Below are 23,735 nucleotides of genomic sequence, written 5' to 3' on the forward strand. Positions count from 1 at the left end.
GATTCTGTCCTGAATAAACGTGGCGGGTTAGTGAAGAACCAGGTCGCGGGCAACCTTTCCTGCGGAACCGGCATCGGCAGCGAAGGCATCTGCCCCAATGCTGTCGGCATACTCCCGGCTCAGGGGAGCCCCACCCACAAGGATTTTTACAGAGTCACGGATGCCGGCTTCTTTGATGGCCGCGATGGTATCTTCCACCATGCACATGGTGGTGGTGAGAAGGGTGGAGAGGCCGATGATGTCGGCGTTGTGCTCTTTGGCCATCTCCACAAAGGTTTCCTTTTTCACATCGACACCGAGATCGACCACGTTGAATCCGGCCCCTTCCAGCATGATGCACACCAGGTTTTTCCCGATGTCATGAAGGTCCCCGTCAACGGTACCGATGACAATGGTGCCCACCTTTTTTTGTGCATCGCCGGTGAGGTGAGGCTTCAGCAGCTCCACCCCGGTTTTCATGGCGTGGGCAGACATGAGCATCTCCGGGACAAAGGTTTCGCCGGCGGAGAAACGCTCCCCGACAAAATCCATCGCTTTGATGAGCCCGTCGTTTAAGATGGCATTGACATCTGTACCGGCGGCAAGTTCTGTCTTTACCTCACTTACCACCTGGTCTGCATTGAGCCCGATGACGGCCTGGAATATATTTTCAATTGACATGGTTGTTATCACTCCTTTTGTTGCAATATGCGGTGGCGGGACACGTGGTTGGTTTGTCCCGCCGTCTGGTTTTGATTATTCGGGTTGAGCGGACGCGCCCATGGATGCTTTTTGGGTGCGTTCGTTTTGGATAAGGTCTTTGATCAGGGCGACGATGCCCAGGCACATGACGATGAAAAAGGGGACGGAGCCCAGGATGGTTGCGGTCTGAAGGCCTTTGAGGCCGCCGGAGTAGTTGAACACCACGGTGAGAAGGCCCAGGATCGTCCCGAAGGTGATGGTCAGGCGGTTGTTTGCCTTGGGGTCGGCCACGTCACGGCCGCAGGTGACAAAGCGTGCCGCCACGTAGGTGGCCGAGTTGCACGAGGTGATGAGAAAAAAGAAGATCAGCACCAAAGAGAGCCCGGTCATGAAGTGGAAGAAGGGCAGGTGCTTGAGGGTGACGAACAGCGCCATGGCAAAGTCTTTGTTGATGGGCTCACTGACGTTGAGGTGCTGGACAAACTCCAGGTGCATGGTGGTGCCGCCCAGGGCCGCTGAGAAGATAAAGGAGAAGAGGGGCGGCAGGATGATCACCCCGAGGATAAACTCCCTGATGGTCCGGCCCCTTGAGATGCGGGCGATGAAGGCCCCCACAAAGGGTGCCCAGGCGATCCAGAAGGCCCAGAAGAAGACGGTCCAGTTGCGTGTCCAGGTGTCGTTGTCGAAAAGGGTGGTGGCAAAAGAGAGCCTGGGCAGGTCGGTCATGTAGTCGGAGAGGCCCATCCACAGGGTCTTGAGGATGTAGCCGGTGGGTCCGAAGAGGGCAAAAAAGAACATCAGGGCGATCATGAACAGCACGCAGAGGTTGGCCACGAACTTGATCCCCTTGGAGACCCCGGTGACGGCCGTGACGATATAGGCAAAGGTCACGATGAGGATGAGGGCCGTGGTGAGGTTGGCCCCTCCGGGGATGCCCATGAGGCTGCTGATGCCGCTGGCCATCTGCATGCCGCCCATGCCGAGGCCCGTGACCACGCCGAAAATGGTGGCCCAGGCTGCGAAGGTGTCCACGAGGCGGCCGACGGTGCCGTTGGCGTGCTTTCGTCCGATGACAGGAATCAGGCAACTTGAGAAGAGGGCGCCTTCGCCTTTTCTGAACTGAAAATAGGCCATGGTCAGGGCGACGATGGCATAGACCGCCCAGGCGTGGAAACCCCAGTGGAAAAAGTAAAGCTCAAGGCCCAGGCGAGCCGCCTCGAAGGTGTTTGCTTCACCGGTGGGGGGGGCGGCCATGTGGATCAGGGGCTCTGCCACGGACCAGAAAATAAGGCCGATTCCCATGCCGGCGGAAAAGAGCATGGAGAACCAGCTGAAGGTTGAAAATTCGGCTTTTTCCCCCTGTTTTCCGAGGGTGACCTTTCCAAAGGGCGAGAAGGCAAGGGCCAGACAGAAGACCAGGATCCCTGTGACGCCCAGCAGGTAGGTGGACTGGAACACTTTAAAGACAACGCCCACGGCTGTGCTGCACAGGCTCGCCAGGAGCTCCGGCCAGAAAGCCCCCAGCACCACAAAGGGCACGGTGAGTGTGATGATAAAGTAAAAAATGGTGGTGTCCAGTTCCTCACCGAAATAGCGTTTTAACACTCCGTGTTTCTCCTTGCTTCCTTCTTGAAACATACAATCTCCTGTCGACGTGGTTGGAATATACGGCCGCTTTGCGCTCCGGGCAAGGAGAGCGGCCGTGGATTGAGTGGGTCCTGATTGGGTTGGCCCTCAGGCTGCGGTGCTTGACGACGCCCGCCTGGCGTCGATATATGCCATCAGGTCTTTTTCAATGGCCGGGTCCATGTCCGGTTTGGTGTAGGCGCTGAGACGCTCGCGGACGTGGAGCCTGGCGGTATCGGTAAGCTGCGGTTTTCCCGCTGCTTCCCATTTCGTGTAGTTGTTGCGATAGGCCAGGGTGGGAAGGAAGAACTCCGTGCGGCAGCGCATGGCGGTGGTGGGCTCCATGAGGAAGCTGCTCCCTGCCCCCAACCGGGTGATGGTGTCCAGGGCCAGGGTCTCATCGGTGATCTCCACGGGCTGCAAGGCCCTGCGAAGAGCACCTGCGAGCTCTTCATCCATGACGAATTTCTCCAGGCTCATGGCGGTGTAAGCGCCAAGGATGCCGCAGGCCTGGTGCATGTAGTGGGTGCCCGCAGCCAGGCTCAGGGCCATGGTGAGGGCCGACTCCATGCCTGCCTGGGCGTCCGGGGCATGGGCATCGGTGAGCCCGCCCCCGTATCGGCAGGGGAGCCCGTAGTACCGGGCCATCTCCGTGGCGATGTTCATCATCTTAAGGAGCTCGGGGCTGCCGATGGTGGCGCTGCAGAGGCGAAGGTCCGCTCCGCAGGAGGTGCCCCCGCACACGCACGGGGTGCCGGGGCGCACCAGCTGGGCCAGGACGACGCCCGCCAGGCTTTCGGCCATCTCCAGCACGGCTGTGCCGGCCAGGGTGATGGGGCCGCTGAGGCCTGCCATCACCATGCTGGAGATGAGAAGGGCCTGGCCCCCGCGGGCCAGCTCAATGACGCTCCCGGCGGCCTCGGGGCCGAAGATCAGGGGGGAGGTGGGGTTGATGGAGGTGATGGCCACAGGGCTTTTCATCACTTCTTCACGGCTCCCCCACACGATGGAGGCCATCTCCAGAAGCTCCACGGCGTTTTCCCGACTGCACGGGTTGCCGGTCAAGGGCTTGTCCGAATGGATGAAGGTGGAGGCCAGGAGCTCTGCGGAGGCTGTTTTGGGGTTGAGGTCGGGGGGGCAGACCATGCCGCTTGCCGCCATGTCGATGTAGGGGGAGCTCTGGGCCAGCTTCAGGCAGTTGTCCGCATCCTCCATGGTGGCCGAACGCCGGGTGCCGTCGGCGTCAATCATGAAGGGCGCGCCCCAGCCCGGGCTCAACACGAAATGATCCCCGCCGATGCGAACAGTTTTTTCGGGGTCCCTTGCGCGAATGAGGAACTCAGACGGGGCGGTTTCAAGGGCCTTCATCACCTGCTCTTCGCGGAAGAACACCTTGTTTCCTTCCACGGAAAAGTCGTTGGCTTTGAATATGGCAAGGGCCTCGTCGTCTTCGAATACCACCCCTGTTTTTCCCAGCACCTCCATGCAGGCCGCGTGAATTTTTTCTTTTCCGGAATCGCTCAGTGTTTGAAATCTGTTCAGCATGTGTCTCCACTCCTTATGGTCTGGCTCAATCGTGTGATTGATGGAAATCCCAAAAATAATTTATGTCAGGTCGCTCTACAGCAAGGGGCATGCCATTGGACGATAAAAAAAAATGATGAAGGTAATCAGTGGGTTTGTGGCTGGGGCGGCGGGACTTGTCAGGGAACCGTGATGCAATCATGCATTAACGTGTCGATAACAGATTGGTTTTACAGTGGTTTATGTGGGTTGTGGTTGAAAATGCAAAGCTGCATCAAATCATAAGGACTTGTTGTGAAAGGGCATATGCGCTGTGGGGGCGCCGGTACAATGCATGGATGCATTGGGGAGCGAGGCATTGTGGCAGGGGAGGGAACGTAATTCTTGATGCTTTTTGTCAAGAATTAAGGGCTGCCCGAGCAGCTTCTTTGAGGATTGTGCTTCTCCCTGAATATGTATAGTAAATCAGGGCGTTGTGTCGACTGGTCTGGTCGCTTTCAGGTGGGTCTGCGGTGATTGACTCCACGGATAGAAGTAGATATGATTGCCCGTCGTGCGGATGTGGTTACGCGCGTTTTTCTCTTTGATGGGCCGGGCTTGGGGGAGTCTTGCCCCGCTGCATGCAGGGATGGTGATGATGGAGGACATATTGCACTCGTCTTCGGACGGGATCTGGATCTGGGATGCTTTTGGGCGGGTGATTGCCGTGAACAAAAAAGCAGAGGAGTTCGGCGGCATCACTGCCGAGTCCCTCATCGGCAGGTGCTATATCGAGCTGATCCAGGACGGTCTCTACGATCGATCCGTGGCCCATGATATCTTTCGCAGCCGGTGCCGGGGAGTGACCCAGGCGGCGTCCCTGCGCACGGGGGTACGTACCATCAACACCGGGACTCCGTATGTCAACGACCGGGGGGAGATTGTCCGTATTGTCGTCAAAGAGAAGGAGATCTCCCACCTTGACGACGAAGCGGTTCGTTCGGAGGTGAGCCGGATCCGGTCCGGCTTCGGCGAGGCCTTTGGCGATCCCGGGGTGGTGTCCATGGGACGCTATGAGGTGGTTGCCAAAAGCCCCCTGTACCGCCGACTGCTGGAGCGGAGCTTCAAGCTCGCCGATGCCGGGGTCTCACGCCTTCTGGTCCTGGGAGAGTCGGGCACCGGCAAAGGGCTCCTTGCCCGGTTGATCCACGAGAAGAGCAGGCGCAAGGATCATCCCTTTGTTCAGCTGAACTGTGCCGCCGTGCCCGAAAACCTTCTGGAATCCGAACTCTTCGGGTACGATGGCGGGGCCTTTACCAGCGCCAGGACCCAGGGTAAGGAGGGGCTCTTTGAAGCGGCCAACGGGGGGACCCTGTTCCTGGACGAGATCGGGACCCTGCCCCTTCCCCTGCAGGCCAAGCTGCTCAAGTACCTGGACGATTTTGAGGTGACGCGCCTGGGCAGCACCCGGGTCCAGAAGGTGGACTGCACGGTGGTGGCCGCCACCAACTGTGATCTCAAAGCCTCGGTAAAGCAGGGGCGTTTTCGCGAGGACCTCTACTATCGCCTCAACGGGTTTTCCCTGACCATCCCCTCCCTGCGGCAGCGTCCCGAAGACATCGCAGGGCTCCTGGATCACTACATCGAGCGATACAACCGCCAATACCGGCTGTGCCGTTATCCCTCCCGGGGGCTCCTGGACCAGCTTTACGATTACCCGTTCCCTGGAAATGTGCGGGAACTCAAGAACATCGCCCGTCAGATCGTTGTCCTTGGCGAGTGCGACTTTTTGGAATCCTCCCCGTCTGGCCTCAAGGGCCTGAATCCTTCCGGCGATTCCCAGAAAGACCTGAAGGGAAAGATGGATGCCTACGAGAAAGAGCTCCTCAGGCAGGCAGCTTCCATGCATCGGACCACCCGGGAGGTGGGGGAATATCTGGGCATCGATCAGTCCAGTGTGGTGAGAAAACTCAAAAAACACGGCCTTACCATGCCTGCCGGCAAGCGGCGGTGAGCCCCGCTTCGTGTGTGATTGTTCCTCTGTTCCTTGGCAACCCCACCGACATGTCCCCTTCACTGCTTACACACCAAGGCCCCTGCCGGTCGGCAGGGGCCTTTCCGTTTTACACTGCCTGCATCAGCTTGCTTCCGGAAGGTTTGTCTTTAAAAAGTCCTGCGATGGTCTCCCCCGAGGTGGAGAGGTCGTCTTCTCCCCAGGTGTCTGCCTCGGCGGTGGTGGCAAGGGCCGCAGAGTCCTCCGCCTTGTTGCTGAGGCTCCAGTTGGCATAGCTCACCATGTTGTCGTTCAGGGCGCTGAGCCAGCCCTCGGTGTCCCCCTGGCTTACCCCGCCGTTTCCGCTTGCCATGGTGGTCCCGAATTCCGTTACAAACACCGGCAGTCCTTCGGCCATGGCGGCAAGGAACATGTTGAAGACGTGCTGGCCGGGCTCGGGCAGGTGCTCCTTGGCGTAAAAATGCAGGGCGTACATGATGTTGTCCTGACCGCTAATGGGAGCCTCGATGACCTGGTCCAGGCGCTGGCACCACTCGGGGGTCCCCACGAGGATGACGTTTTGCGCCCCGGTGTCCCGAATGGCGGAGATGATCTCCTCTGCGGTCTCCTTCATGTCCTCCCAGGTGTACAAGGGGCTCTCCGGTGAGTTTTCCGGTGTGGAGTAGTTCGGCTCGTTGCAGATTTCAAACAGCACGTTGGGGGTGTCCTGATAGGTCTCCGCCATGTCCTGGAAAAAGTCGATGGCATGGCTTTTCCACTCCTCGGGTCCCATCTCCACGGTGCCGGAAAAGTCCCGGGACGGAAAGGGCTGGAACCCATAGGTAAAGTCGTAGAGGAGGTGCCAGTCGATGATGACGTACAGGTCCGCGTCAATGGCTTCCTGCACCCGGGCTTTGATCTCATCTCGCAGGTTGTCCTGTCCCCCGTCCGTGAAGTCGAGGTAGCCCATGTTGTCATCTGTTGCCGTGTACATGGCAACGCGCACGAGGTTACCGTTGAAGACCGAGGGGATCTGACCCATGGTGTGCGGGTTGAGAAAGTCTCCGTACCAGGTGTAGCCGTGGGAGCTGATGCCCAGAAGCTGTATGTCCAGGTCGTCTTCACCCTTGAGGCGACCGTCGGTTCCCACGGAGAGGGCGCCCCGTGTGGAGGGGGTGTCCATGCCCGGGACCTCTCCCTGGCCTTCATCGACCCAGGCGGTGCAGGTGAGGTCGTCGGCGGTGAGATCCCCTGTCTCGAAATCAAAGCCGATGACAAAGGTATCACCGGGGTCAATGAACACGGGAGCATCCTCGGCCTGGAGGGTGATGGTGAGGGTGGTCCCGGATACGGAGGGGATGGCCTCCATCTCCAAGGTGACCCAGGCCGATTTAAACGTCGCGATGACGGCTTCATCGGCTTCTACCTCAAGGGTGCAGGTCTCGGCGTCAAGGGCTGTGGTCAGGGTGTTGGTGACGGTGACCTCAAACAGGGTCCAGTCGTCACTCTGGTTGGTGACGTCCACGGAGGTCGCCAGGGGGGTGTTGGTTTTTGAGGGCATGGTATTCTCCTTAAGGGGTTGCCTGGTCCGGGGGCCAGGGTTACGTGTGGGGGCATGGCACTTTTACTGCGTCTCGGCGCTGTGCCGGAGCCCTTGCTGATGTGGATGAAAAACGGCGTAAGGGATCTCTCCGGGGGGACATCATCGGGTGGGTGAGGGAGATGGGTTGGGGCTTTGAGATGGATCGAGGGATACGCTTCGTGACGGTACCTGAGAAGGGGTGATATCGGCGAAATATTGTTTATGGATAGTTGATGAAAATGTAGCTTTTTCTTGTGTTTATCACAAGGCTTGAATGTTGTTTTTTGTGCGCGTGATTTGTTCGGAAAGGCGGCCTCAGGCACAGGCGGGGATTCTGCAATAATCCGTGGGGGAGCCAGCCCGGATATTTCACGAGTCGAGTGTCCCCATATTCAAGGCTCTGATAATGCAGAAGATAGGTACACTATACATTTTTGAAATATCTCAACTTCTCTCGCTGACAAGCTGTAATGACATTTATATTTCTGGAGTGATCGTTTTCTCAAGAAATATCCGGGCCAGGGTGTTTTTCAAGGTGTCCGGGCGCTCCGGCTCGGGGCACCCGGCTTTGTTGATGGCCTATTGGAGGAAAATCCCCTCCGGGTCGATGACGTTGTAGAGCAGCTCCAGCTCTTCGTAGGTGGGCAGCTCGGTTTCTCCGCTTACCCGTGAGAGGTTCAGGTCCAGGCTGCAGTGCTCCTTCACCGCTTCCGGCGTGGTGCCGGGGTGGTAGGTGTCCAGGTAGATTTCGCCGTTTTCATCGAATCGAAAGACCCCCATGTTGGAGATGACCGCCGACGGCCCTCCCCGGAAGGCCCGGTTGTAGACCTCTTTTTTGGGCACCATCTCTCCGGAGGGCCATTTGGGGATGCGCCAGCCCGGTGAGGTGATGTAATCGATGCGCTCTTTGAACCGCCTTTTCTCCTGGGGCATGATAAAGACCGTTTTGCGGGCCAGGCCGTTGATGTCGGAGTTCCCGCCACTGCCGGTGAGCCGTTTCTCCGGCACCATACCGTAGGTCCCCATGCCGGTGGTGTTGACATTGCCGTACCGGTCCACTTCGGCCCCGCCCAGGAAGGCCAGGTCCACCACGCCGCGCTGGAGCTGGTTGAACACATCGGAAAGGCCCGAGGAGATGGCGGCCTGGTAACTGCACCGGGCATCACCCACCGAGGTGGGCAGTGAGATGGGGCGGCCGTCGACGCTGCCGGCTTCATAGATGCACACCGCGTTGGGAGAGGCGTTGTGCTGGGCGAGCATGATGGCCAGCATGGGCAGGCCGGTTCCGGCAAAGACGATGTCCCCGTCTTTGACCTCCCGGGCGGCTGCCACGGTGAGAAGGTCCATGGGTTTGAACTCGCCTTGTTTGACGTAGTTGGGACGTGTCATGATCGCGTTCCCCTTTTTACCCTTGTGGAGTATCCGAAGGCCGGGTTGGCCTTCAGTGTTTTCAGCCGCTGGACGCCTATTTTCTGGAGGTAGGCGTCGAAGTCGTCCACGCCCATGACCCACTCGTCCACCCAGTTGTCCAGACCTTCCTGGGTGCGGGTGGTGTTGAAGAAATCCCGGATGAATTCCCCGTCGGTCTCATACTGGCCGTAGCACCCCGTGGGGTGACCCGCCCAGGGAAGCTCCACAATGTAGTGGACCTGATGGCCGGGGACGAGGTTTCTGGTGGGGTCCCTGCGGATATACTCTTCGGTGACCACCTGCTCGGCGATGACAATCACCTTGTCCGATGCCTTGATGGCTTCGGCGTCGGAGTAGGTCTGCCCTTCGATCCTGACGGTGCCTTCCTCCCCGACCATCTGCACGTGGGCAATGCACCAGTCCGGGTTGCAGGCCGGCACATGGAGAAGCTGGCTGTCGTAGAAGGGGTCGTCCACGATTTGTGATTTCAGCTTGGGTATTTTTGCGTGGGAGCCGTCCCTTAACCCCATCTGGCCAAGGTGGTCGTAGGCGGGGTTGAGCATGTCGGTGCCCAGGCTGGCGTAGGTGGGAAGATAGGGAAGGCCCATGGAACCGGCCACCATGCGGGCCAGGATCTGGACATGGGAGTAGTCTTCGATGACCACCTCCCCGGCCTCGGCCTTGCGGGCGAGGTTCGCCCCGATCTTGCCGTAGAGCTCATGGCCGATCCAGCAGGATTCCCAGACCTTGACGCACCCCGCGCCGATGAGCAGGTCGCTGTGGGTGCCGCCGTTGACCTCCACCAGGTGCAGGTCCTTTTTTTTCTGTCGGATGAGTTCATAGATCGCCGCCATGGGGCGGCGCCAGATGGTGAATCCGCTGAAGGTCAGCATGTCGCCGTCGTGGATCAGACCGATGGCTTCGGTTAAACCGGTGTGTTGTGGTTTACCCATGGTACTCTCCTTGCGATGAACTGCGTGATGGTGTTGCGGCCCCGCCCGAGGGGCACAAAGAGCAGGTGGGGTGCCCGTTTACCGAGGCCGTCGCCCTGGGGTCATGCCGCGGTTTTGTTTTTTCTCTTTTTCTTCTGGTCCTTCATCAGGTCGTTGGCGATGACGATGCGCTGCACCTGATTGGTGCCCTCGTAAATGGTGGTGATGCGTGCATCCCGGTAGAAGCGTTCCACCGGGTACTCCTTGGTGTAGCCGTAACCGCCATGGATCTGGATGCCCTGGCCGGTGACGCGCTGGGCCATCTCCGAGGCGTAGCACTTGGCCATGGAGGCCTGGGCCGTGCAGTTTTCGCCCCGTTCCTTTGTGGCGGCGGCGTTTAAGACCAGGAGCCTTGCCGCCTCCACATCCATGGCCATGTCGGCCAGCATCCACCGGATTCCCTGGAACTCGGAAATGGGCTTTCCGAACTGTTCCCGCTTTCTGGCGTACTTTTTGGCTTCGTCCAGGGCTGCGGTGCCGATGCCAAGGGCCAACGAGGCGATGCCGATGCGACCGGCGTCGAGGCCGGACATGGCCACGAGGAACCCTTCCCCCTCCTTGCCCAGCATCCTGGATGCGGGCACGCGGCAGTTGGTGAAGTTCAGGTCCACGGTGTCCGAGGCGCACTGGCCCATCTTGTCCTCGACGCGTCCCACCTCAAAGCCGGGCAAGTCCGGGGTGATGAGAAAGGCGGTGATCCCTTTGCTGCCCGTGGGGGCGGTGCGGGCCAAAAGAATGGTGACCCCGCCGTTTTTTCCGCTGGTGATAAAGCGTTTGGTGCCGTTGATGAGGTAATGGTTCCCGTCCTTCTCTGCGGTGCAGGCCATGGACTGGGGGTCGGAACCGGCTTCCGGCTCGGTGAGGGCAAAGGCCCCGATGATCTCTCCGGCGGCCATGGGCCGGAGGAAGGTCTCTTTCTGCTCTTCGGTGCCGAAGCGCTCAAGGCTTCCGCAGCAGATGGAGTTGTGCACGGACATGATGACGGCCGTGGACGCGCAGGCGTATGCGATTTCGCTCAGGGCAAGGGAGTAGGCCACGGTGCCCATGTCTTCTCCCCCGTATGTCTCCGAGACAAGCATGCCCAGGAGTCCCAACTCCCCCATTTTTTTGAGGCTGTCTGCGGGGTACTCATGGTTTTTGTCCCTGTCCGCGGCTTTTTCCGCCAGCTCCTTTCGGGCGAACTCCCTTGCCATCTGCTGGATCATCTGCTGTTCTTTGCTGATTTGAAATCCCATGGTGACTCCTTTTGCTGAGTGTGTGGCGGCCTGCCGGGGCAGGCGGCCATTTTTGTCCGTGGGGGGCGAGGGTCAGGTTTCGGGTCAATCGGCGTAGTCGTAGATGCCCTTGCCGGTTTTCCGTCCCAGCCAGCCTGCGTTGACGTACTGATTCAAAAGGGGCGAGGGGCGGTACTTCGGATCCCCGTAGCCCTCCTGAAGCACGCCGAGGATGGACTGGATGGTGTCCAGGCCGATGAGATCGGCCAGGGCCAGGGGCCCCATGGGGTGGTTCATTCCCAGCTTCATGATGTTGTCGATGCCCTCGGCTGTTGCCACGCCCTCGTAGAGTTCCCAGAGGGCTTCGTTGATCATCACCTGGAGGACCCGGTTGGACACGAACCCCGGCACGTCCTTGCACTCCACGGGGACCTTGCCCATTTTTTCCGAGGCCTCAAGGATGGTTCCGCAGACCTCATCGGTGGTGGCAATGCCCCGGATGACCTCAACGAGCTTCATCACGGGCACCGGGTTCATGAAGTGCATGCCGATGACCTTTTCCGGGCGGCTTGTGCATGCCGCGATCTGGGTGATGGGCAGCGAAGAGGTGTTGGTGGCCAGGATGGCATGGGGCGGGGCGATGCGATCAAGTTCCCGGAACACCGCAGCCTTGATCTCCATGTTTTCGACGATGGCTTCGATGATAAGGTCGCAGTCCGCGGCATCTTCAAGGCTGGTGGAGCACGTGATCCGGCCTAACACCGCATTTTTTTCCTCTTCCGTCATCTTGCCCTTGGCCACGCTGCGGGACAGGTTTTTGTCCATGACCGCCATGCCCTTGTCCACCAACTCCATCTGCATATCGTATTGAACGGTGTCAAAACCCGCCTGGGCGGCGACCTGGGCAATACCGCCACCCATCTGACCTGCACCGATCACCATGATTTTTTTGATTTCCATGGGAAAAACCTCCGTTGTGTATTTGTAGTTGATGTCACGGCTCAACACGGATCAGCATGGCATCGCCCTGGGCGTGACCGGAGCAGATCCCGCAGACGCCGATGCCGCCGCCCCGGCGCCGAAGCTCGTAGGCCAGGGTCATGACGATGCGGGCCCCGGTGGCCCCGATGGGGTGGCCGTAGGCGATGGCGCTGCCGTTGACGTTGACTTTTCTCTTCATCTCCTCTTTGGAGAGGCCCAGGATGGACCGGGCGCTGACCAGGGCAACGGCGGCAAAGGCCTCGTTGATTTCGATGAGGTCCACGTCCGCGCAGGTGAGCTCGTTTTGTTCCAGGACCTTTTTGATGGAGAGGCCGGGGACCGTTGCGATGTCTTTGGTGGGCTGGGAGACTTCTGCGTAGTCCACGATGGAGAAGAGGGGCTTTAGCCCAAGCTTGTCGGCTTTTTCCCGGCTCATGAGAAGGCAGACGTCTCCCCCGTCGTTGACTCCGGGGGCGTTGCCGGCAGTGACGCTGCCGGGTTTACCGGTGACGGTGCTTGTGTGGCCGAAGACCGGGGGCAGCTTGGCCAGGCCTTCCAGGGTGGTTGTGGGGCGCGGGCCCTGATCTTTGGTCATCACATCGGCTTTTTTGCCGTTGCGGTAGGCCACAGGGAAGATCTCGTCGTCGAGCTTACCGGCTTCCATGGCGGCCACGGCAGACGTCTGGGAGTGAAGGGCCCATTCGTCGTTGTCTTCCCGGGTGAAGCCAAACTCGTCGGTGGTTTCCGACCCGTGGATGGCCATGTGCCGGTTGTAGAAGGCGTCCCACAGGCCGTCATAGACCATGAGGTCCCTGGTTTCGCCGCTGGGAAGGCCCATGCGCTGCCCGAACCGCATGTTGGGGAGGGCATAGGGGCAGTTGCTCATGCTCTCCTGGCCGCCGGCGATGCAGATGTCGGCCCGTCCGAGCTGAATCATCTGGGAGGCCAGGTCGATGGTTTTAATGCCCGATGAACAGACCTTGTTGACGGTGATGGAGGGCACCGACTCGGGAAGCCCGGCCAGGATCGTTGCCTGCCGTCCGGGAACCTGGCCGCAGCCTGCCGGAACCACCTGGCCCATGATGACGTAGTCGATCTCTTCCGGCGTGATCTTACCGTCCATGCGCCTCATCACCTCTTTGATGGCCATGGCCCCGAGCTCCGGGGCATCGTACTGCTTCAGCTGGCCGCCGATGACGCCGTAAGGGGTCCTGCACGCCTCCACAATCACGACGTCCCGGTGGTTTTTGAACCGGTTGCCCACCTTTTTTCCCATGCCTTTGAACTCGGGTTTCCGCTGGCCGAATTCGGCAATGGGGGCTTCCCTGTAGACGTCTGCTCTCTTGACTTCCAGTGTCTGGACAAAATCTGACATGCCTCGCTCCTGTTTCGGGTTTGGGGTTGGTGCCGGACCGTACCGGGATTCGGCCCCCATGGGTGGGAGGCGCCTGTGGTCCGCTGGCCTGTGACAAAGAGCAGGACCCGTGCCAATGGAAAGGGTTTGCTTTTTAACATTCTGAATTAATTGACCATTACGCGTTGTGTGGGGCGGAGGGTATCCATTGCGTTCCGGGGCGCAAACACCACGCACATGGCTATTTATTTTTAGGTAAGAGCTTAAAATAAAAAAGGTTTGAGTCGTGGCGGGTGGGCGGGCGATATGGGGTGACGGGTGTCCGAATGCGCAGGCGAAAAAGGGTGATTCAAATGTGGATGTGATTTTCCCCGAGGAACGAGGGGGAAAGCGCATTCGCAAGCTGCTTTCAAGGTGGTACACCTTGCCACCGGAGGCAGCCAAGTTAAAGATGCCTCCGGCGGCCCTGTCGGGGGCTAAACTTTTGCCTGATTTATAAAAAGCGGGTTTACTAAACAGGCTTTAAAAAACAGATTCAGGCCAATCAAAATCAAAGGCGAATGTGATTTCCCTGAGGAACGAAGGGGAAAGCGCATTCGCAACCTGCTTTCGAGGTGGCACACCTCGCCGCCGGAGGCAGGCTTTTCCATGCACTTTAACCATAGAAGGCATTTTCTTTGGTGTGTGTGGGGGAGGAAGCCTTGCGTTGCCGCCGTGTGGGGCGGCAACGCAAGGCAGGTGGGATCAGACCATGAGGTCGTATTTTTTCATCTTTCCAAAGAGGGTTTTGCGGTGGATTTTCAGCATGGCAGCGGCGCGTTCCCGGTGCCAGTGGCATTTCTGGAGGATGTCGGTGAGGACCTGCTTTTCAAAGGTGTTCATGACCGTTTTCAGGTCCGTGAATTCATCGGGGGCGCCGGTCGGGGCCTGGTCCAGGGGGCTGAAGGCCGGGGTGATGCCGGAGCTGAAGTTGAGTTCTTTAAGGGAGATGAACCGGCGCAGGGCGTTCTGGAGTTCCCGGACGTTTCCGGGCCAGTCGTAATGGGTGATGGCCTCCAGGAATTTTCCCGTGACCGGCGGGACCTTGGTGGTGGGGCAGAAGCGCTTGAGAAAATGTTCGATGAGAAGGGGGAGGTCCTCTTTTCGTTCCCGCAGGGGTTTCAGGTAGATGGGGATCACATGGATTCGGTAGAAGAAGTCCTCCCGCATCCTATTATTTTTAACGTGTTCCACAAGGTTGCGGTTGGTGGCTGAGACAATGCGGATATCGGGCTTTTTGACCTCGTTGCTCCCCACCGGGGTGAACCCGCCCCCGTCAATGGCGCGCAGGAGCTTGACCTGCATGTTGAGCCCGATCTCTCCGATCTCATCCAGAAAGAGCGTGCCGCCGTCGGCTTTGTCCAGGAAACCCTCGTGGTCCCGGTCCGCGCCGGTGAAGGCCCCTTTTTTGTGACCGAAAAATTCGCTTTCGATGATGTTTTCGTTGATGGCGCCGCAGTTGACGGGCACAAAATTCTGGGCGGAGCGGCCGCTGGCATCGTGGATGGCCTTTGCCACGAGTTCCTTTCCCGTGCCGGACTCCCCGTAGATGATGATGTGGTCATCGCTGGCGGCCGACTTGAGGATGAGCTCGTAGACGGTCTGCATGGCCTGGCTTTTGCCCACGATATCGCCGAATTTATAGCGGTCCTTCATGGTGGATTTGAGGCGGAGGTTCTCCTGGCGCAGGCCCTTTTCCCGTTCAAGCAGGGCCTCTTCCGCCATTTTCTGTTCGGTGATGTCCCGGATGATGGCCTGGATGCGGGACACCGAACCGTCGGAGCCGTGGATGGGGGAGATGACAGAGTCGTACCACCTGTCGTTTTTGGGGCATTTAAGGACCTTTTTGATGGGGTCGCCTTTGAGCAGGGAGCGGCTTCGGCACCAGGGGCAGGGGGTGTTCAATCCGTAGATGACGCTGTGGCACCGTTTTCCAATGGCGTCACCGCCGAGGAACTCGATGAGGGGGGTGTTCATGAACTCGATGCGGTGGTCCATGTCCCGGATGTAGATCATCCCGTCGAAGTTTTCGATGATGGCCCGGAGCTGGGATTCCCGCTGCTTGAGGCGATCCTCGGCCAGCTTGGCGTGGGTGATGTCCATGAAAGAGGCGATGCTGATCTGGGTCCCCTTGACCATGCCCACCTTCATCAGCATGTTTTTCACCGTCCGGGTTTTTGTGATCATCTTGCACTCGTAGACATCCGGGGCACGTCCCGGCTCGGTTCGGCGCCAGACGTGGTAGCGGGAGAGCCTGGGGCGGTCGTCTGCGTGGATGACATCCGACCACTTCATCCGGTCGATGAGCTCCTCTGCGCTATAGCCGCTGTAGGTTTCAAAGGTGGCGTTGGCAAAGGAGATCATGCCGTCGGTTTCGATGAGGATGGTCCCGGTGCCCGTGTTTTCGAGGACGCCGCTGTATTTTGCCTCCGTCTCCTTGAGCATCCCCTTGATATGACTGCCTTCGAGCTGGGATCTCAGGTTGAGGACCCCGCAGGTGATGTCGTTGGCCAGCTCCCGCAGGAGGTCCACCTTTTCCGGGTCAAAGGCGTGGGCGTCGCCTGCATAGATGGAGATGGCCCCCAGGGTGTTGCCGTCGGAGATCAGGGGGAAGGCCACAACGGAGCCGAATCCCCGCAGGATCGCCTCGTACTGCCAGGTGGAGGCCGTGTCCGTTGCCCGGATATCCGGGATGGTGCAGACCGTGCCGGAGCGGATGGCCGTGTCCATGGGGGACGGGTTGTCGGCGCTCTCACCCCAGGTGGGGGCAATGGCCCGGAGGTAGCCCTCCTCATAGCCACAGGTGGCCACGGGCAGGATCGTTTTTTTTGCCCCGGCCTGGGCAAAGCCGATCCACACGAAGGGAAAGCTGCCCACCTCCACGATGATCCGGCAGATTTCATTCAACAGGTTTTTTTCATCCTTTTCATGGATAAAGGCTTTTTTGCACCGGCTGAGGATCTTGATAAACCGGTTCATCTTTCCCAACTCCCTCATCAGGTCATTCTTGCTGACATCAACGGATGTGATCATGATGGAATCCCTTGCCGTAGGGTTGAAAAGATCGTGAACGCGTGGTCGGTGTGTGTGTCGGGTACCGCCGACGGTTGCGGGCTGTGGCCGCTGTGCTGCCGAAAAGGCAAGGAGGGTGAGCAAACGGGCCTTGTTTCCGGCGTGGGGCAGGACAGCTGCATCAGGGGCAGGCACGGGGCCGTCGGTGAGTCTCGGGCAGTGGAACTATGTAACATATCGCAAACGACGTTTGATATGTATAGCAAATTGTATTCCACCGGGCCGTCAGGGCGAAACATGCCGGGTTGCCGGGCCTTGGGCCGGTTGGGCGGGGACAGGCCATGTGAATAAATCGCCACATGGCGGGTGGCCTTTTGTGCCGGGGTAAGCGTGTGTGGTTCGTAATGTATTTGAATTGTGGGGGAATTGTGCGGCGCGGAATGGGGTGCACGATATGTGGCGGGTTGGCCACGTTGCGTCACGGCGTTCAACCCGGTGGGCACGCACCGGACTGTCTTTCGTTGACGGTATGGAATTGGTTTGGTACAAAACAAAATATGAATATGTCAGATTCACATTTTGTCTACAAGCTCAGTGTTATCCGCAAGCTCGCGTTTTCTTTTCTGGAAGAGGAGATGGCCAGGGCCGGGGTGAAGGACCTGCCCCCGTCCTTCGGCGACATCCTTTACATTGTCCACACCAAAGGGCCTGTGGCTGTCAAGGACATTGCCGCGCACTCGTATAAGGACAAGTCTACGGTCTCTACCATTATCCATCAGCTTGAAAAGAAAGGGTATGTGCAAAAAGAGCCGGACCCGGACGATGGGCGAAAGGTCCGGGTGACCCTGACGGAGACGGCGGCAACGCACATGGAGAGCATGGCCCGGATTTCCGCCGGGCTCAAGGAGAAGCTCTTTCAGGATATGAGCCGTGAAGAGCGGGATATCCTGTTCCTCCTCATGGATAAGATCGAACGTAACCTGAAGCGGAGCTGACGGCGTGGCTTCGGGTCGATGATTTTGTTTGTATCAAAACTAATAACGGGCGCGATGCAATGGCAGCGGATTTTCGAAAAGGGGCGGCCTTTTCATCCATTCGTACCGGGCCTCTTATCGGGGATATCAGATGACATCAAGCCGACGACTCCACACATCCGAAGCGCTGGACATTGTTGATCATACCGGCAGGATCCGAACCAACCTCCTGAAAAGGTACCTGCCCGGTACCATGGATGCCATCCGGTTTTACCATTTCACCGGGACCCTGGCGCGGTTGCCCGTGGTGGGCCGGTTTGTCAAAAAAGGGCTTCACCTCTACTATCGCTACCTCCACACCAATTCCCTGGTCTTTCCCCTGAAGGAGATGGAGGCCGTCATTGAGACGGCAACCGATCTGTACGTGGATCCCTGTCCCTGCCGCGTCATTGCGGAGGACAACAGGTGCGATGCCCCGATTTATACCTGCATGCGCATCAACCATACGGCCGCCCTGCGAAAAGAGATGAAAGGCGAGGCAGGGCTCTCCAAGGGCGATGCCCTTGCGATTCTTCGAAACGCCTATGAAAAGGGACTGGTCCTCTCCCTGGAATCCTGCATTCAGCCGTATCAGAACAACATCTGCATGTGCTGCACCTGCTGCTGCATCGCCATGAAGATGCGGTATGATTACGGGGTGCCGATCTATAACTCCGGGCCCTATCTTCCTGTCTGGGGTGGGGAGGCCTGCACGGACTGTTCCTCCTGTGCTGCTGCCTGCCCCGTTGGGGCGCTTTCGATAACCGGGGGCGGTGTATGGGTTGATCTTGATACCTGTCTTGGGTGTGGCCATTGCGCGGCCGTCTGCCCGTCCGGCGCCATAGAGATGGTATTATCTCCCAGCCGTGTGAGGAAGGAGCCTGAACCCGGGCCGATCCGGCTGATCCTTTCGCTGGTCTATATCCACGCTGTCATGGTGCCTTCCGTCCTTCTTTTCAGGCTGGTCGCAGGCAGCAGGCAGGACTTGATGGACCACGCCTTTCCCAATGACAACGATTTCTTTGAACCATCCATGCAGCCGTTGAAACGAGGTGATTCATGACTGTTATCCGCACATTTACCCATGACTCCGTGACCGGCGTAAAGGTCGGCAAATACAACCTGGCAGACAACTCAACGGTCCATATTTTCTGCGTGGGCGAGACGGTCATCGACACAGGGCCGCCCAACGACCGGAAATCCGTGGCCCGTTATTTCGAGGGGAGGTCGGTGCGTCAGATCCTTCTCACCCATCACCACGAGGACCACAGCGGCAACGCGGCCTTTCTCTCCCGGATGACCGGTGCCCCGGTGTTCGCGCACCCTTTGGGCCTGGAACTTTTACGTGAGGGCTTTCCCATCCGGATGTACCAGAAGGTCTTCTGGGGGAGCACCCCTGCCGTGTCGCCGGAGCCCCTGGGGGAGGCCGTGGCCACACCTTGCGGCCACACCCTTGTGCCCATCCATACACCGGGGCACTCCCCGGACCATGTCTGTTTTCTGGAGCCGGACAGGAAGTGGCTTTTTACCGGTGACCTCTTTCTGGCCCCAAAAGTGAAGATGTTCAGGGCCGATGAAGACCTGACCGGACATTTAAAGAGCCTGAAAACCATCCTTGGGTATGATTTTGAGACCCTCTTCTGTGCCCACAAGGGGGTTGTGGAAAACGGCCACGGGATGCTGGAAAAAAAGTTGGCGTATTATCTGGCGCTCATCGAAGAGGTTCGCGGGATGCATGCGGCGGGACGCACCCCGGGTGAGATCACGCGGGCCCTTTTCGGGAAAAAGGGCCTTGTGGGGTACATTTCCTGCAACCACATGAGCAGTGAGAATCTGGTACGGCAGTGCCTTTCCTGCTCCGTTTGACGGTCGGTCTTGATACCCGTGCCTACAGTACCAATCCTGCACCCCAGTAGAGAAGCATTCCCACCACCAGGGTTCCCCCCAATGATTTCGTGTACCAGGCAAAGATGAAGGTGGGCACGGCCACCATCATCTCGATGGAGACAGGGTTAAAGACCCTGGGCGTGCCTGTGGTGACCAGGGCCGGAACGAGAAGGGCACTTAAGATGGCCACAGGGATCAGCTCCAGCCACTCAATGAGCAGGGAAGGGAGCTGTCGCTTGGAGAGGAAGAAGAGGGGCACCCAGCGGGGAATAAAGGAGACAAGTCCCATGCCGAGGACAAGAAGGACAAAGTTACTGGTTTCCATGGGGGCGCCTCCATTTTTTGATGATCACACCTGCTGTGGCCGCGAAAAGGGTCGCGATGATGATGTAGGCGTTGCCGGGCATGACAAGGGAGAGCCCCACGGCCACGGCACCTGCGATGACGGCGGTGAGTGTGAAAATGGGGCCGTTGAGCTGGTAGATAAGAAGGGTAATGAACATGGCCGTCAAGGCGTAGTTGAGACCGAAGGCGTTCTCCGGGATGAAACGTCCGAAGAAGCAGCCCATGGTGGTGCTGGCCACCCAGGAGAAGAAGGCTGCGTAACTGGCCACAATGGCCTTGTCGATGCCCCAGGGCCCGTTTTTGAGCTGGTTTAAGTTGACGGCGAAGGTTTCGTCGACGATGCCGTAGCTGAGCATGGTGATCTTCTTCCGGCAGGCTCCCTGGTAGTGGACGGCAAGGGATGAGCTCATGAGAAGGTGACGAAGGTTGACGATGAAGGTGGTCAGGACGATGGCGGGGATGGAGGCCCCTGCCGTGATCATGGAGACCGCGATGAACTGCCCGCTGCCTGCAAAGACGCACAGGGACATGAAACAGACCTGGATGGGGGTGAGCCCCGCTTTTTCCCCCAGGACCCCCATGGCAAGTCCCAGGGGGATGTACCCGACGCAGATGGGCCAGATGGCCAGGAGCCCCTGGGCGAGGGATGTTTTAATCGCCGGGGAGACGCCGAGCTCCTCGTCGTGTGTTGCAACATTCATAGTGACACATACCTGCTTGAAAAACGTGGCAAGCCGCCCGGCGGGCGGCCTGAATTCTATGAAAAAGGTTAATAATCGAAAGCTGTACTTAAGTCAATCCTTGGAGATGAAGGGACGCTGGCGGCAAGGGCAACCCGAGCCGGGGGGGCGGGGTGGTTACGGTTTGGTGTTCTCAATTTCATGGCAGAGCGTGTCCATGCACGCCGGGCAGATGCCGTGGCTGAACCGTGCTTCGGAGTGGGCGCTGAGGTAGGCTTCCACCTGGTGCCAGTAGCCCTGGTCGTCGCGAATTTTCTTGCAGGAGGCGCAGATGGGGATGATCCCTTTGAGTTGCCTGATCTCTGCCAGGGCTTCCTGCAGCTCGTGGTTTTGGTTTTCAAGGCATCGCTTGGCCTGTTTCAGGCTGGCCCACCTTCTGTGCAGGAGAATGGCCTGGCAGAACACCAGAACCATGCAAACCATGATCAGCTCATCGAGTTCATAGGTTTCATAGGTGTGGGTAAGATTCACAATTTGCTCAAATAAGTCAAGTTGACTTGAAATAAGAAATGTTCCCACAGCAATGATGACTAGTATGATGCGCTCCTGGGCTGCACTGGTTCGGGTGGTAATCATCTGATCCCTTTCGGCTCCGGGCCTGGCTTGAGACGTGTCTGACGACTGGCAATAGGCGTTTTCCTCTTTTATTGTGGTAGTGATTAAACCATAGCAGACAAAATGATAACCTGTCACAGGAATTGATTGCAGGAAATGGAAAAAAGGAAAGCGTAGCCGATGGGCTCACCACAACGAAAGAGCCTTCTGTGGTGAACGTGGGGGAAGGGTTTTGTGAGAGTTTCTATGAATCAGGACAACCGTGATAACAATTCAGCGTATGCCCAGGCGGCCTATCAGCGACCTTCAAAACAGCCGCGAAAGATCGACCGAAACGGAGCGCCGCACTCCGGTGCGGCATTTCAGTCCGTCGTTACCCGTGCCGCACAGGAGTGCGGCGCTCCAGGGGACAAGGGTATTCGGGGGATGATGTCAATACGCCGATGGTCCAAACGATGACCAGGGCCACGTTTGTTTGAAGCGCATCCGCAACCTGCCTTCAAGGTGTTTTTTACCTGACGCGGCTTGGCCACCCTCGCCGCCGGAGGCAGCCAAGTTAAAGCTGCCTCCGGTGGCCCTGCCGGGGGCTAAGTTTCTAAAAAAGTTTAATAAACAGAATTCGAAAACAGACTTAGTTATTCAGAATCAACAGTGAATGTGATTTTCCCTGAGGAACGAAGGGGAAAGCGCATTCGCAACCAGCTTTCGAGGTGGCACACCTCGCCGCCGGAGGCATCGCTTTTGTTTTTTTCAGGTCCCTTATCCCCCAAAGCCTTTGTCTTCTATGGTGACGGCAGCGTCTCCCAGGGCCATGAGGGCGTCCATCTTGCCGAAGGTGACGGGCAAAAGGTTGGCAAAGAAGAACTCGGCCCCTTTGATCTGGCCGTTGAGGTAGGGGATCTCTTTTTTCGGGGCCCCTGTTTCCAGCTTTCTGGCCGCCGTGGCCGCGCGCCAGAGGAGCATCCAGGCCATGACGGCATCGCCCATGACCTCCAGAAAGGGAAGGGAGTGGGCAAAGGCCGTGCGGAGGTTGCCCCCAAGGAGGGTTTTTCCCATGGCCATGGCGCAGTCGCCCAGGCGGTTGACGGCTTTGGACGCATTGTCTGTGAGGGGTTGTGTGGCCGCCAGTCCGGCGGCGTCTTCGATGGTTTGGTTCATGCGGTTCAGGAGCTCCATGAAGACCTGGCCTTTTTTCATGCCGAGTTTTCGGGCGAGAAGGTCCATGGCCTGGATGCCGTCGGTGCCTTCGTAGATGGAAGCGATTTTGCAGTCCCGGGCGATCTGTTCCACGGTGTAGTCCCGGAGGTAGCCGGCCCCGCCGAAGACCTGGATGGCCTTGATGCAGACCTCATAGCCTTTGATGCCGTTGTAGGCCTTGAGGACGGGGGTTAAAAGGCCCACGAGGTCGTCGGAGAGTTCCTGCACGTCCGGGGCATCGCTTACCCTGTGGTGGTCCATGAGAAGGGCGATGTAGTAGGCAAAGCTTCGCATGCCGTCCACGCAGCATTTCATCTCAAGGAGCATGCGCCGGACATCCGGGTGGTCGATGATGGGCACGGACGGTGCGGTGGGGTCCAGGGCTTCTTCGATGGCCCGGCCCTGCTTGCGGGTCCGGGCGTACTCCAGGGCCAGGAGATAGGCGGCCGATGCGTGGGAGAAGGCCTGGATGCCCACGCCGAGCCTGGCTTCATTCATCATGGTGAACATGATGCGCATCCCCTTGTTCTCCTCCCCCAGAAGAAGGCCCCGGCAGGCGCCCTTGCTCCCCAAGGCCATGCTGCAGGTGGCGCTTCCGTGGAGTCCCATTTTTTCTTCAATGCCGGTGCAGACGATGTCGTTGGGTTCTCCCAGGGAGCCATCCTCGTTGACCCATATCTTGGGAACCAGGAAGATGGAGATGCCCTTGGTCCCGGCAGGGGCCCCTTCGATGCGGGCGAGCACCGGGTGGATGATGTTCTCGGTGAGGTCGTGGTCCCCGGAGGTGATGAAGGCCTTGGTGCCGTAAAGGGACCAGGTGCCGTCGTCGTTGCGGCGGGCCGAGGTGGTGAGGGCCCCCACGTCGGAGCCCGCATCCGGTTCGGTGAGGAGCATGGTGCCGGTCCAGGTGCCGGAATAGAGTTTTTTGATGAACAGCTTTTTCTGCTCCTCGGTGCCGTAATGCTCGATCATCTTGCCTGCCCCGTGGCCCAGCATGGCGTAGCTGGAAAAGGCAAAGTTGGTCCCGATGAGGTACTCACCGGCGGCGTGGCTGATGATAAAGGGGAGCCCCTGTCCCCCCAGCTCCGGCTCCTCGGAGAGGGCGAGCCACTCCCCCTGGCAGAACAGGTCAAAGGGGCGCCGGAAGCACTCAGGGGGCGTCACCGTGCCCCGGTCGAACTGAACCCCCTGCCGGTCCCCCGTGGCGTAGGTGGGCAGAAGCTCCTTGAGGGCGAACTTGCGTGCCTCGCTGATCACCATGTCGAAGGTCTTGCGGTTGAAGTCGGCGTACATCGCGTGCTCTGTCAGCGACTCCGCATGAAACTGGTCAAACAACACAAAGTCGATGTCCCGTCTGTCTGCCACGTGCTGAGCGGCCATGCTGACCTCCTTGTCATGAAAAGATATAAGGCAATGCCATCCAATGGGTGCATCGCGTCTCCACAGGGACATGGGGAAGGGTTCCGAAGGTGTGGGTATGGGGCGATGCCGCTGATGTGCCAGCCACCGTTTCACCCGGGCCCTGTCAGGGTTCAGGGGCGTCGTGTCCATGGCGGTGCGACGGAGAGTGGAGGAGGATGGCAGGGACGGTGTCTAAGGGGCGCTTCGGGG

The 23,735-nt window shown here is 58.8% G+C and carries 18 protein-coding genes; 4 read left to right on the plus strand and 14 right to left on the minus strand.

What is annotated here, in order from left to right:
* Positions 1–27: 27 nt before the first annotated feature.
* The 3 genes from BLQ12_RS12995 to BLQ12_RS13005 form a co-directional block, all read right to left on the minus strand.
* Positions 28–660 carry a corrinoid protein gene (locus BLQ12_RS12995; protein ID WP_092211093.1) on the minus strand — a complete coding sequence of 211 codons (633 nt, stop codon included), beginning with the start codon at positions 658–660 and terminating at the stop codon, positions 28–30.
* A 75-nt stretch (positions 661–735) separates the two neighbouring features.
* On the minus strand, positions 736–2,319 hold the full coding sequence (locus tag BLQ12_RS13000; protein WP_092211094.1) for a BCCT family transporter: 1,584 nt from the start codon (positions 2,317–2,319) through the stop codon (positions 736–738).
* 96 nt (positions 2,320–2,415) lie between these two features.
* Positions 2,416–3,912, minus strand: coding sequence for a trimethylamine methyltransferase family protein (locus BLQ12_RS13005; RefSeq protein WP_367888781.1), 1,497 nt, complete (start codon positions 3,910–3,912; stop codon positions 2,416–2,418).
* 553 nt (positions 3,913–4,465) lie between these two features.
* Between BLQ12_RS13005 and BLQ12_RS13010 the strand changes: the two genes are divergently transcribed.
* On the plus strand, positions 4,466–5,824 hold the full coding sequence (locus BLQ12_RS13010) for a sigma-54 interaction domain-containing protein (protein ID WP_175469741.1): 1,359 nt from the start codon (positions 4,466–4,468) through the stop codon (positions 5,822–5,824).
* Between the two features lie 109 nt (positions 5,825–5,933).
* On the opposite strand, the gene BLQ12_RS13015 is transcribed toward BLQ12_RS13010, so the two are convergent.
* The 7 genes from BLQ12_RS13015 to BLQ12_RS13050 all read right to left on the minus strand — a co-directional run bounded on the left by BLQ12_RS13015 (position 5,934) and on the right by BLQ12_RS13050 (position 16,408).
* Positions 5,934–7,364 carry a glycoside hydrolase family 5 protein gene (locus tag BLQ12_RS13015; RefSeq protein WP_092211097.1) on the minus strand — a complete coding sequence of 477 codons (1,431 nt, stop codon included), beginning with the start codon at positions 7,362–7,364 and terminating at the stop codon, positions 5,934–5,936.
* A 600-nt stretch (positions 7,365–7,964) separates the two neighbouring features.
* Complete coding sequence (locus BLQ12_RS13020) at positions 7,965–8,774, minus strand: CoA-transferase subunit beta (protein ID WP_175469742.1); 810 nt, start codon at positions 8,772–8,774, stop codon at positions 7,965–7,967.
* Positions 8,771–9,748, minus strand: a complete 978-nt coding sequence (locus tag BLQ12_RS13025) for a CoA transferase subunit A (RefSeq protein WP_092211098.1) — start codon at positions 9,746–9,748, stop codon at positions 8,771–8,773. The genes BLQ12_RS13020 and BLQ12_RS13025 overlap by 4 nt, the downstream gene beginning before the upstream one ends.
* A 101-nt stretch (positions 9,749–9,849) precedes the next feature.
* Positions 9,850–11,022: an acyl-CoA dehydrogenase family protein gene (locus BLQ12_RS13030; RefSeq protein WP_092211099.1), complete on the minus strand. Its 1,173-nt coding sequence runs from the start codon at positions 11,020–11,022 to the stop codon at positions 9,850–9,852.
* A gap of 84 nt (positions 11,023–11,106) precedes the next feature.
* Positions 11,107–11,961: a 3-hydroxybutyryl-CoA dehydrogenase gene (locus BLQ12_RS13035; protein WP_092211100.1), complete on the minus strand. Its 855-nt coding sequence runs from the start codon at positions 11,959–11,961 to the stop codon at positions 11,107–11,109.
* 34 nt (positions 11,962–11,995) lie between these two features.
* Positions 11,996–13,357: a thiolase family protein gene (locus BLQ12_RS13040; RefSeq protein ID WP_092211101.1), complete on the minus strand. Its 1,362-nt coding sequence runs from the start codon at positions 13,355–13,357 to the stop codon at positions 11,996–11,998.
* Between the two features lie 723 nt (positions 13,358–14,080).
* Positions 14,081–16,408 (minus strand): sigma 54-interacting transcriptional regulator, encoded by a 2,328-nt coding sequence (locus BLQ12_RS13050; RefSeq protein WP_092211103.1) that lies wholly within the window; start codon positions 16,406–16,408, stop codon positions 14,081–14,083.
* Between the two features lie 542 nt (positions 16,409–16,950).
* Here BLQ12_RS13050 and BLQ12_RS13055 point away from each other — a divergent pair.
* From BLQ12_RS13055 to BLQ12_RS13065, 3 genes are all read left to right on the plus strand, one after another.
* Entirely contained in the window at positions 16,951–17,382 is a 432-nt protein-coding gene (locus BLQ12_RS13055) for a MarR family winged helix-turn-helix transcriptional regulator (protein WP_175469744.1), read from the plus strand.
* Between the two features lie 130 nt (positions 17,383–17,512).
* On the plus strand, positions 17,513–18,463 hold the full coding sequence (locus BLQ12_RS13060) for a 4Fe-4S binding protein (RefSeq protein WP_092211105.1): 951 nt from the start codon (positions 17,513–17,515) through the stop codon (positions 18,461–18,463).
* Positions 18,460–19,266, plus strand: coding sequence for an MBL fold metallo-hydrolase (locus BLQ12_RS13065; protein WP_092211106.1), 807 nt, complete (start codon positions 18,460–18,462; stop codon positions 19,264–19,266). Before BLQ12_RS13060 ends, BLQ12_RS13065 begins: the two co-directional genes overlap by 4 nt.
* Before the next feature lie 22 nt (positions 19,267–19,288).
* Here BLQ12_RS13065 and BLQ12_RS13070 read toward each other — a convergent pair whose 3' ends face one another.
* From BLQ12_RS13070 to BLQ12_RS13085, 4 genes are all read right to left on the minus strand, one after another.
* The gene (locus BLQ12_RS13070; RefSeq protein WP_092211107.1) at positions 19,289–19,612 is read right to left on the minus strand and encodes an AzlD domain-containing protein; all 324 of its coding nucleotides are present in this window, start codon (positions 19,610–19,612) and stop codon (positions 19,289–19,291) included.
* Entirely contained in the window at positions 19,599–20,333 is a 735-nt protein-coding gene (locus BLQ12_RS13075; protein WP_092211108.1) for an AzlC family ABC transporter permease, read from the minus strand. The genes BLQ12_RS13070 and BLQ12_RS13075 overlap by 14 nt, the downstream gene beginning before the upstream one ends.
* A 156-nt stretch (positions 20,334–20,489) precedes the next feature.
* On the minus strand, positions 20,490–20,948 hold the full coding sequence (locus tag BLQ12_RS13080) for a hypothetical protein (protein ID WP_092211109.1): 459 nt from the start codon (positions 20,946–20,948) through the stop codon (positions 20,490–20,492).
* Positions 20,949–21,686: 738 nt separating this feature from the next.
* On the minus strand, positions 21,687–23,504 hold the full coding sequence (locus tag BLQ12_RS13085) for an acyl-CoA dehydrogenase (protein ID WP_092211110.1): 1,818 nt from the start codon (positions 23,502–23,504) through the stop codon (positions 21,687–21,689).
* Between the last annotated feature and the right edge of the window lie 231 nt (positions 23,505–23,735).

This window comes from Desulfoluna spongiiphila (genome assembly GCF_900101345.1).
GTDB lineage: Bacteria > Desulfobacterota > Desulfobacteria > Desulfobacterales > Desulfolunaceae > Desulfoluna > Desulfoluna spongiiphila.

Bases quoted from the DNA above. Each gene is read 5' to 3' on its own strand.
- BLQ12_RS13060 (WP_092211105.1), top strand. From the start codon at position 17,513: ATGACATCAAGCCGACGACTCCACACATCCGAAGCGCTGGACATTGTT.
- BLQ12_RS12995 (WP_092211093.1), bottom strand. From the start codon at position 660: ATGTCAATTGAAAATATATTCCAGGCCGTCATCGGGCTCAATGCAGAC.
- BLQ12_RS13020 (WP_175469742.1), bottom strand. From the start codon at position 8,774: ATGACACGTCCCAACTACGTCAAACAAGGCGAGTTCAAACCCATGGAC.
- BLQ12_RS13050 (WP_092211103.1), bottom strand. From the start codon at position 16,408: ATGATCACATCCGTTGATGTCAGCAAGAATGACCTGATGAGGGAGTTG.
- BLQ12_RS13075 (WP_092211108.1), bottom strand. From the start codon at position 20,333: ATGAATGTTGCAACACACGACGAGGAGCTCGGCGTCTCCCCGGCGATT.
- BLQ12_RS13070 (WP_092211107.1), bottom strand. From the start codon at position 19,612: ATGGAAACCAGTAACTTTGTCCTTCTTGTCCTCGGCATGGGACTTGTC.
- BLQ12_RS13055 (WP_175469744.1), top strand. From the start codon at position 16,951: ATGTCAGATTCACATTTTGTCTACAAGCTCAGTGTTATCCGCAAGCTC.
- BLQ12_RS13035 (WP_092211100.1), bottom strand. From the start codon at position 11,961: ATGGAAATCAAAAAAATCATGGTGATCGGTGCAGGTCAGATGGGTGGC.
- BLQ12_RS13025 (WP_092211098.1), bottom strand. From the start codon at position 9,748: ATGGGTAAACCACAACACACCGGTTTAACCGAAGCCATCGGTCTGATC.
- BLQ12_RS13040 (WP_092211101.1), bottom strand. From the start codon at position 13,357: ATGTCAGATTTTGTCCAGACACTGGAAGTCAAGAGAGCAGACGTCTAC.
- BLQ12_RS13030 (WP_092211099.1), bottom strand. From the start codon at position 11,022: ATGGGATTTCAAATCAGCAAAGAACAGCAGATGATCCAGCAGATGGCA.
- BLQ12_RS13010 (WP_175469741.1), top strand. From the start codon at position 4,466: ATGATGGAGGACATATTGCACTCGTCTTCGGACGGGATCTGGATCTGG.
- BLQ12_RS13015 (WP_092211097.1), bottom strand. From the start codon at position 7,364: ATGCCCTCAAAAACCAACACCCCCCTGGCGACCTCCGTGGACGTCACC.
- BLQ12_RS13000 (WP_092211094.1), bottom strand. From the start codon at position 2,319: ATGTTTCAAGAAGGAAGCAAGGAGAAACACGGAGTGTTAAAACGCTAT.
- BLQ12_RS13065 (WP_092211106.1), top strand. From the start codon at position 18,460: ATGACTGTTATCCGCACATTTACCCATGACTCCGTGACCGGCGTAAAG.
- BLQ12_RS13085 (WP_092211110.1), bottom strand. From the start codon at position 23,504: ATGGCCGCTCAGCACGTGGCAGACAGACGGGACATCGACTTTGTGTTG.
- BLQ12_RS13080 (WP_092211109.1), bottom strand. From the start codon at position 20,948: ATGATTACCACCCGAACCAGTGCAGCCCAGGAGCGCATCATACTAGTC.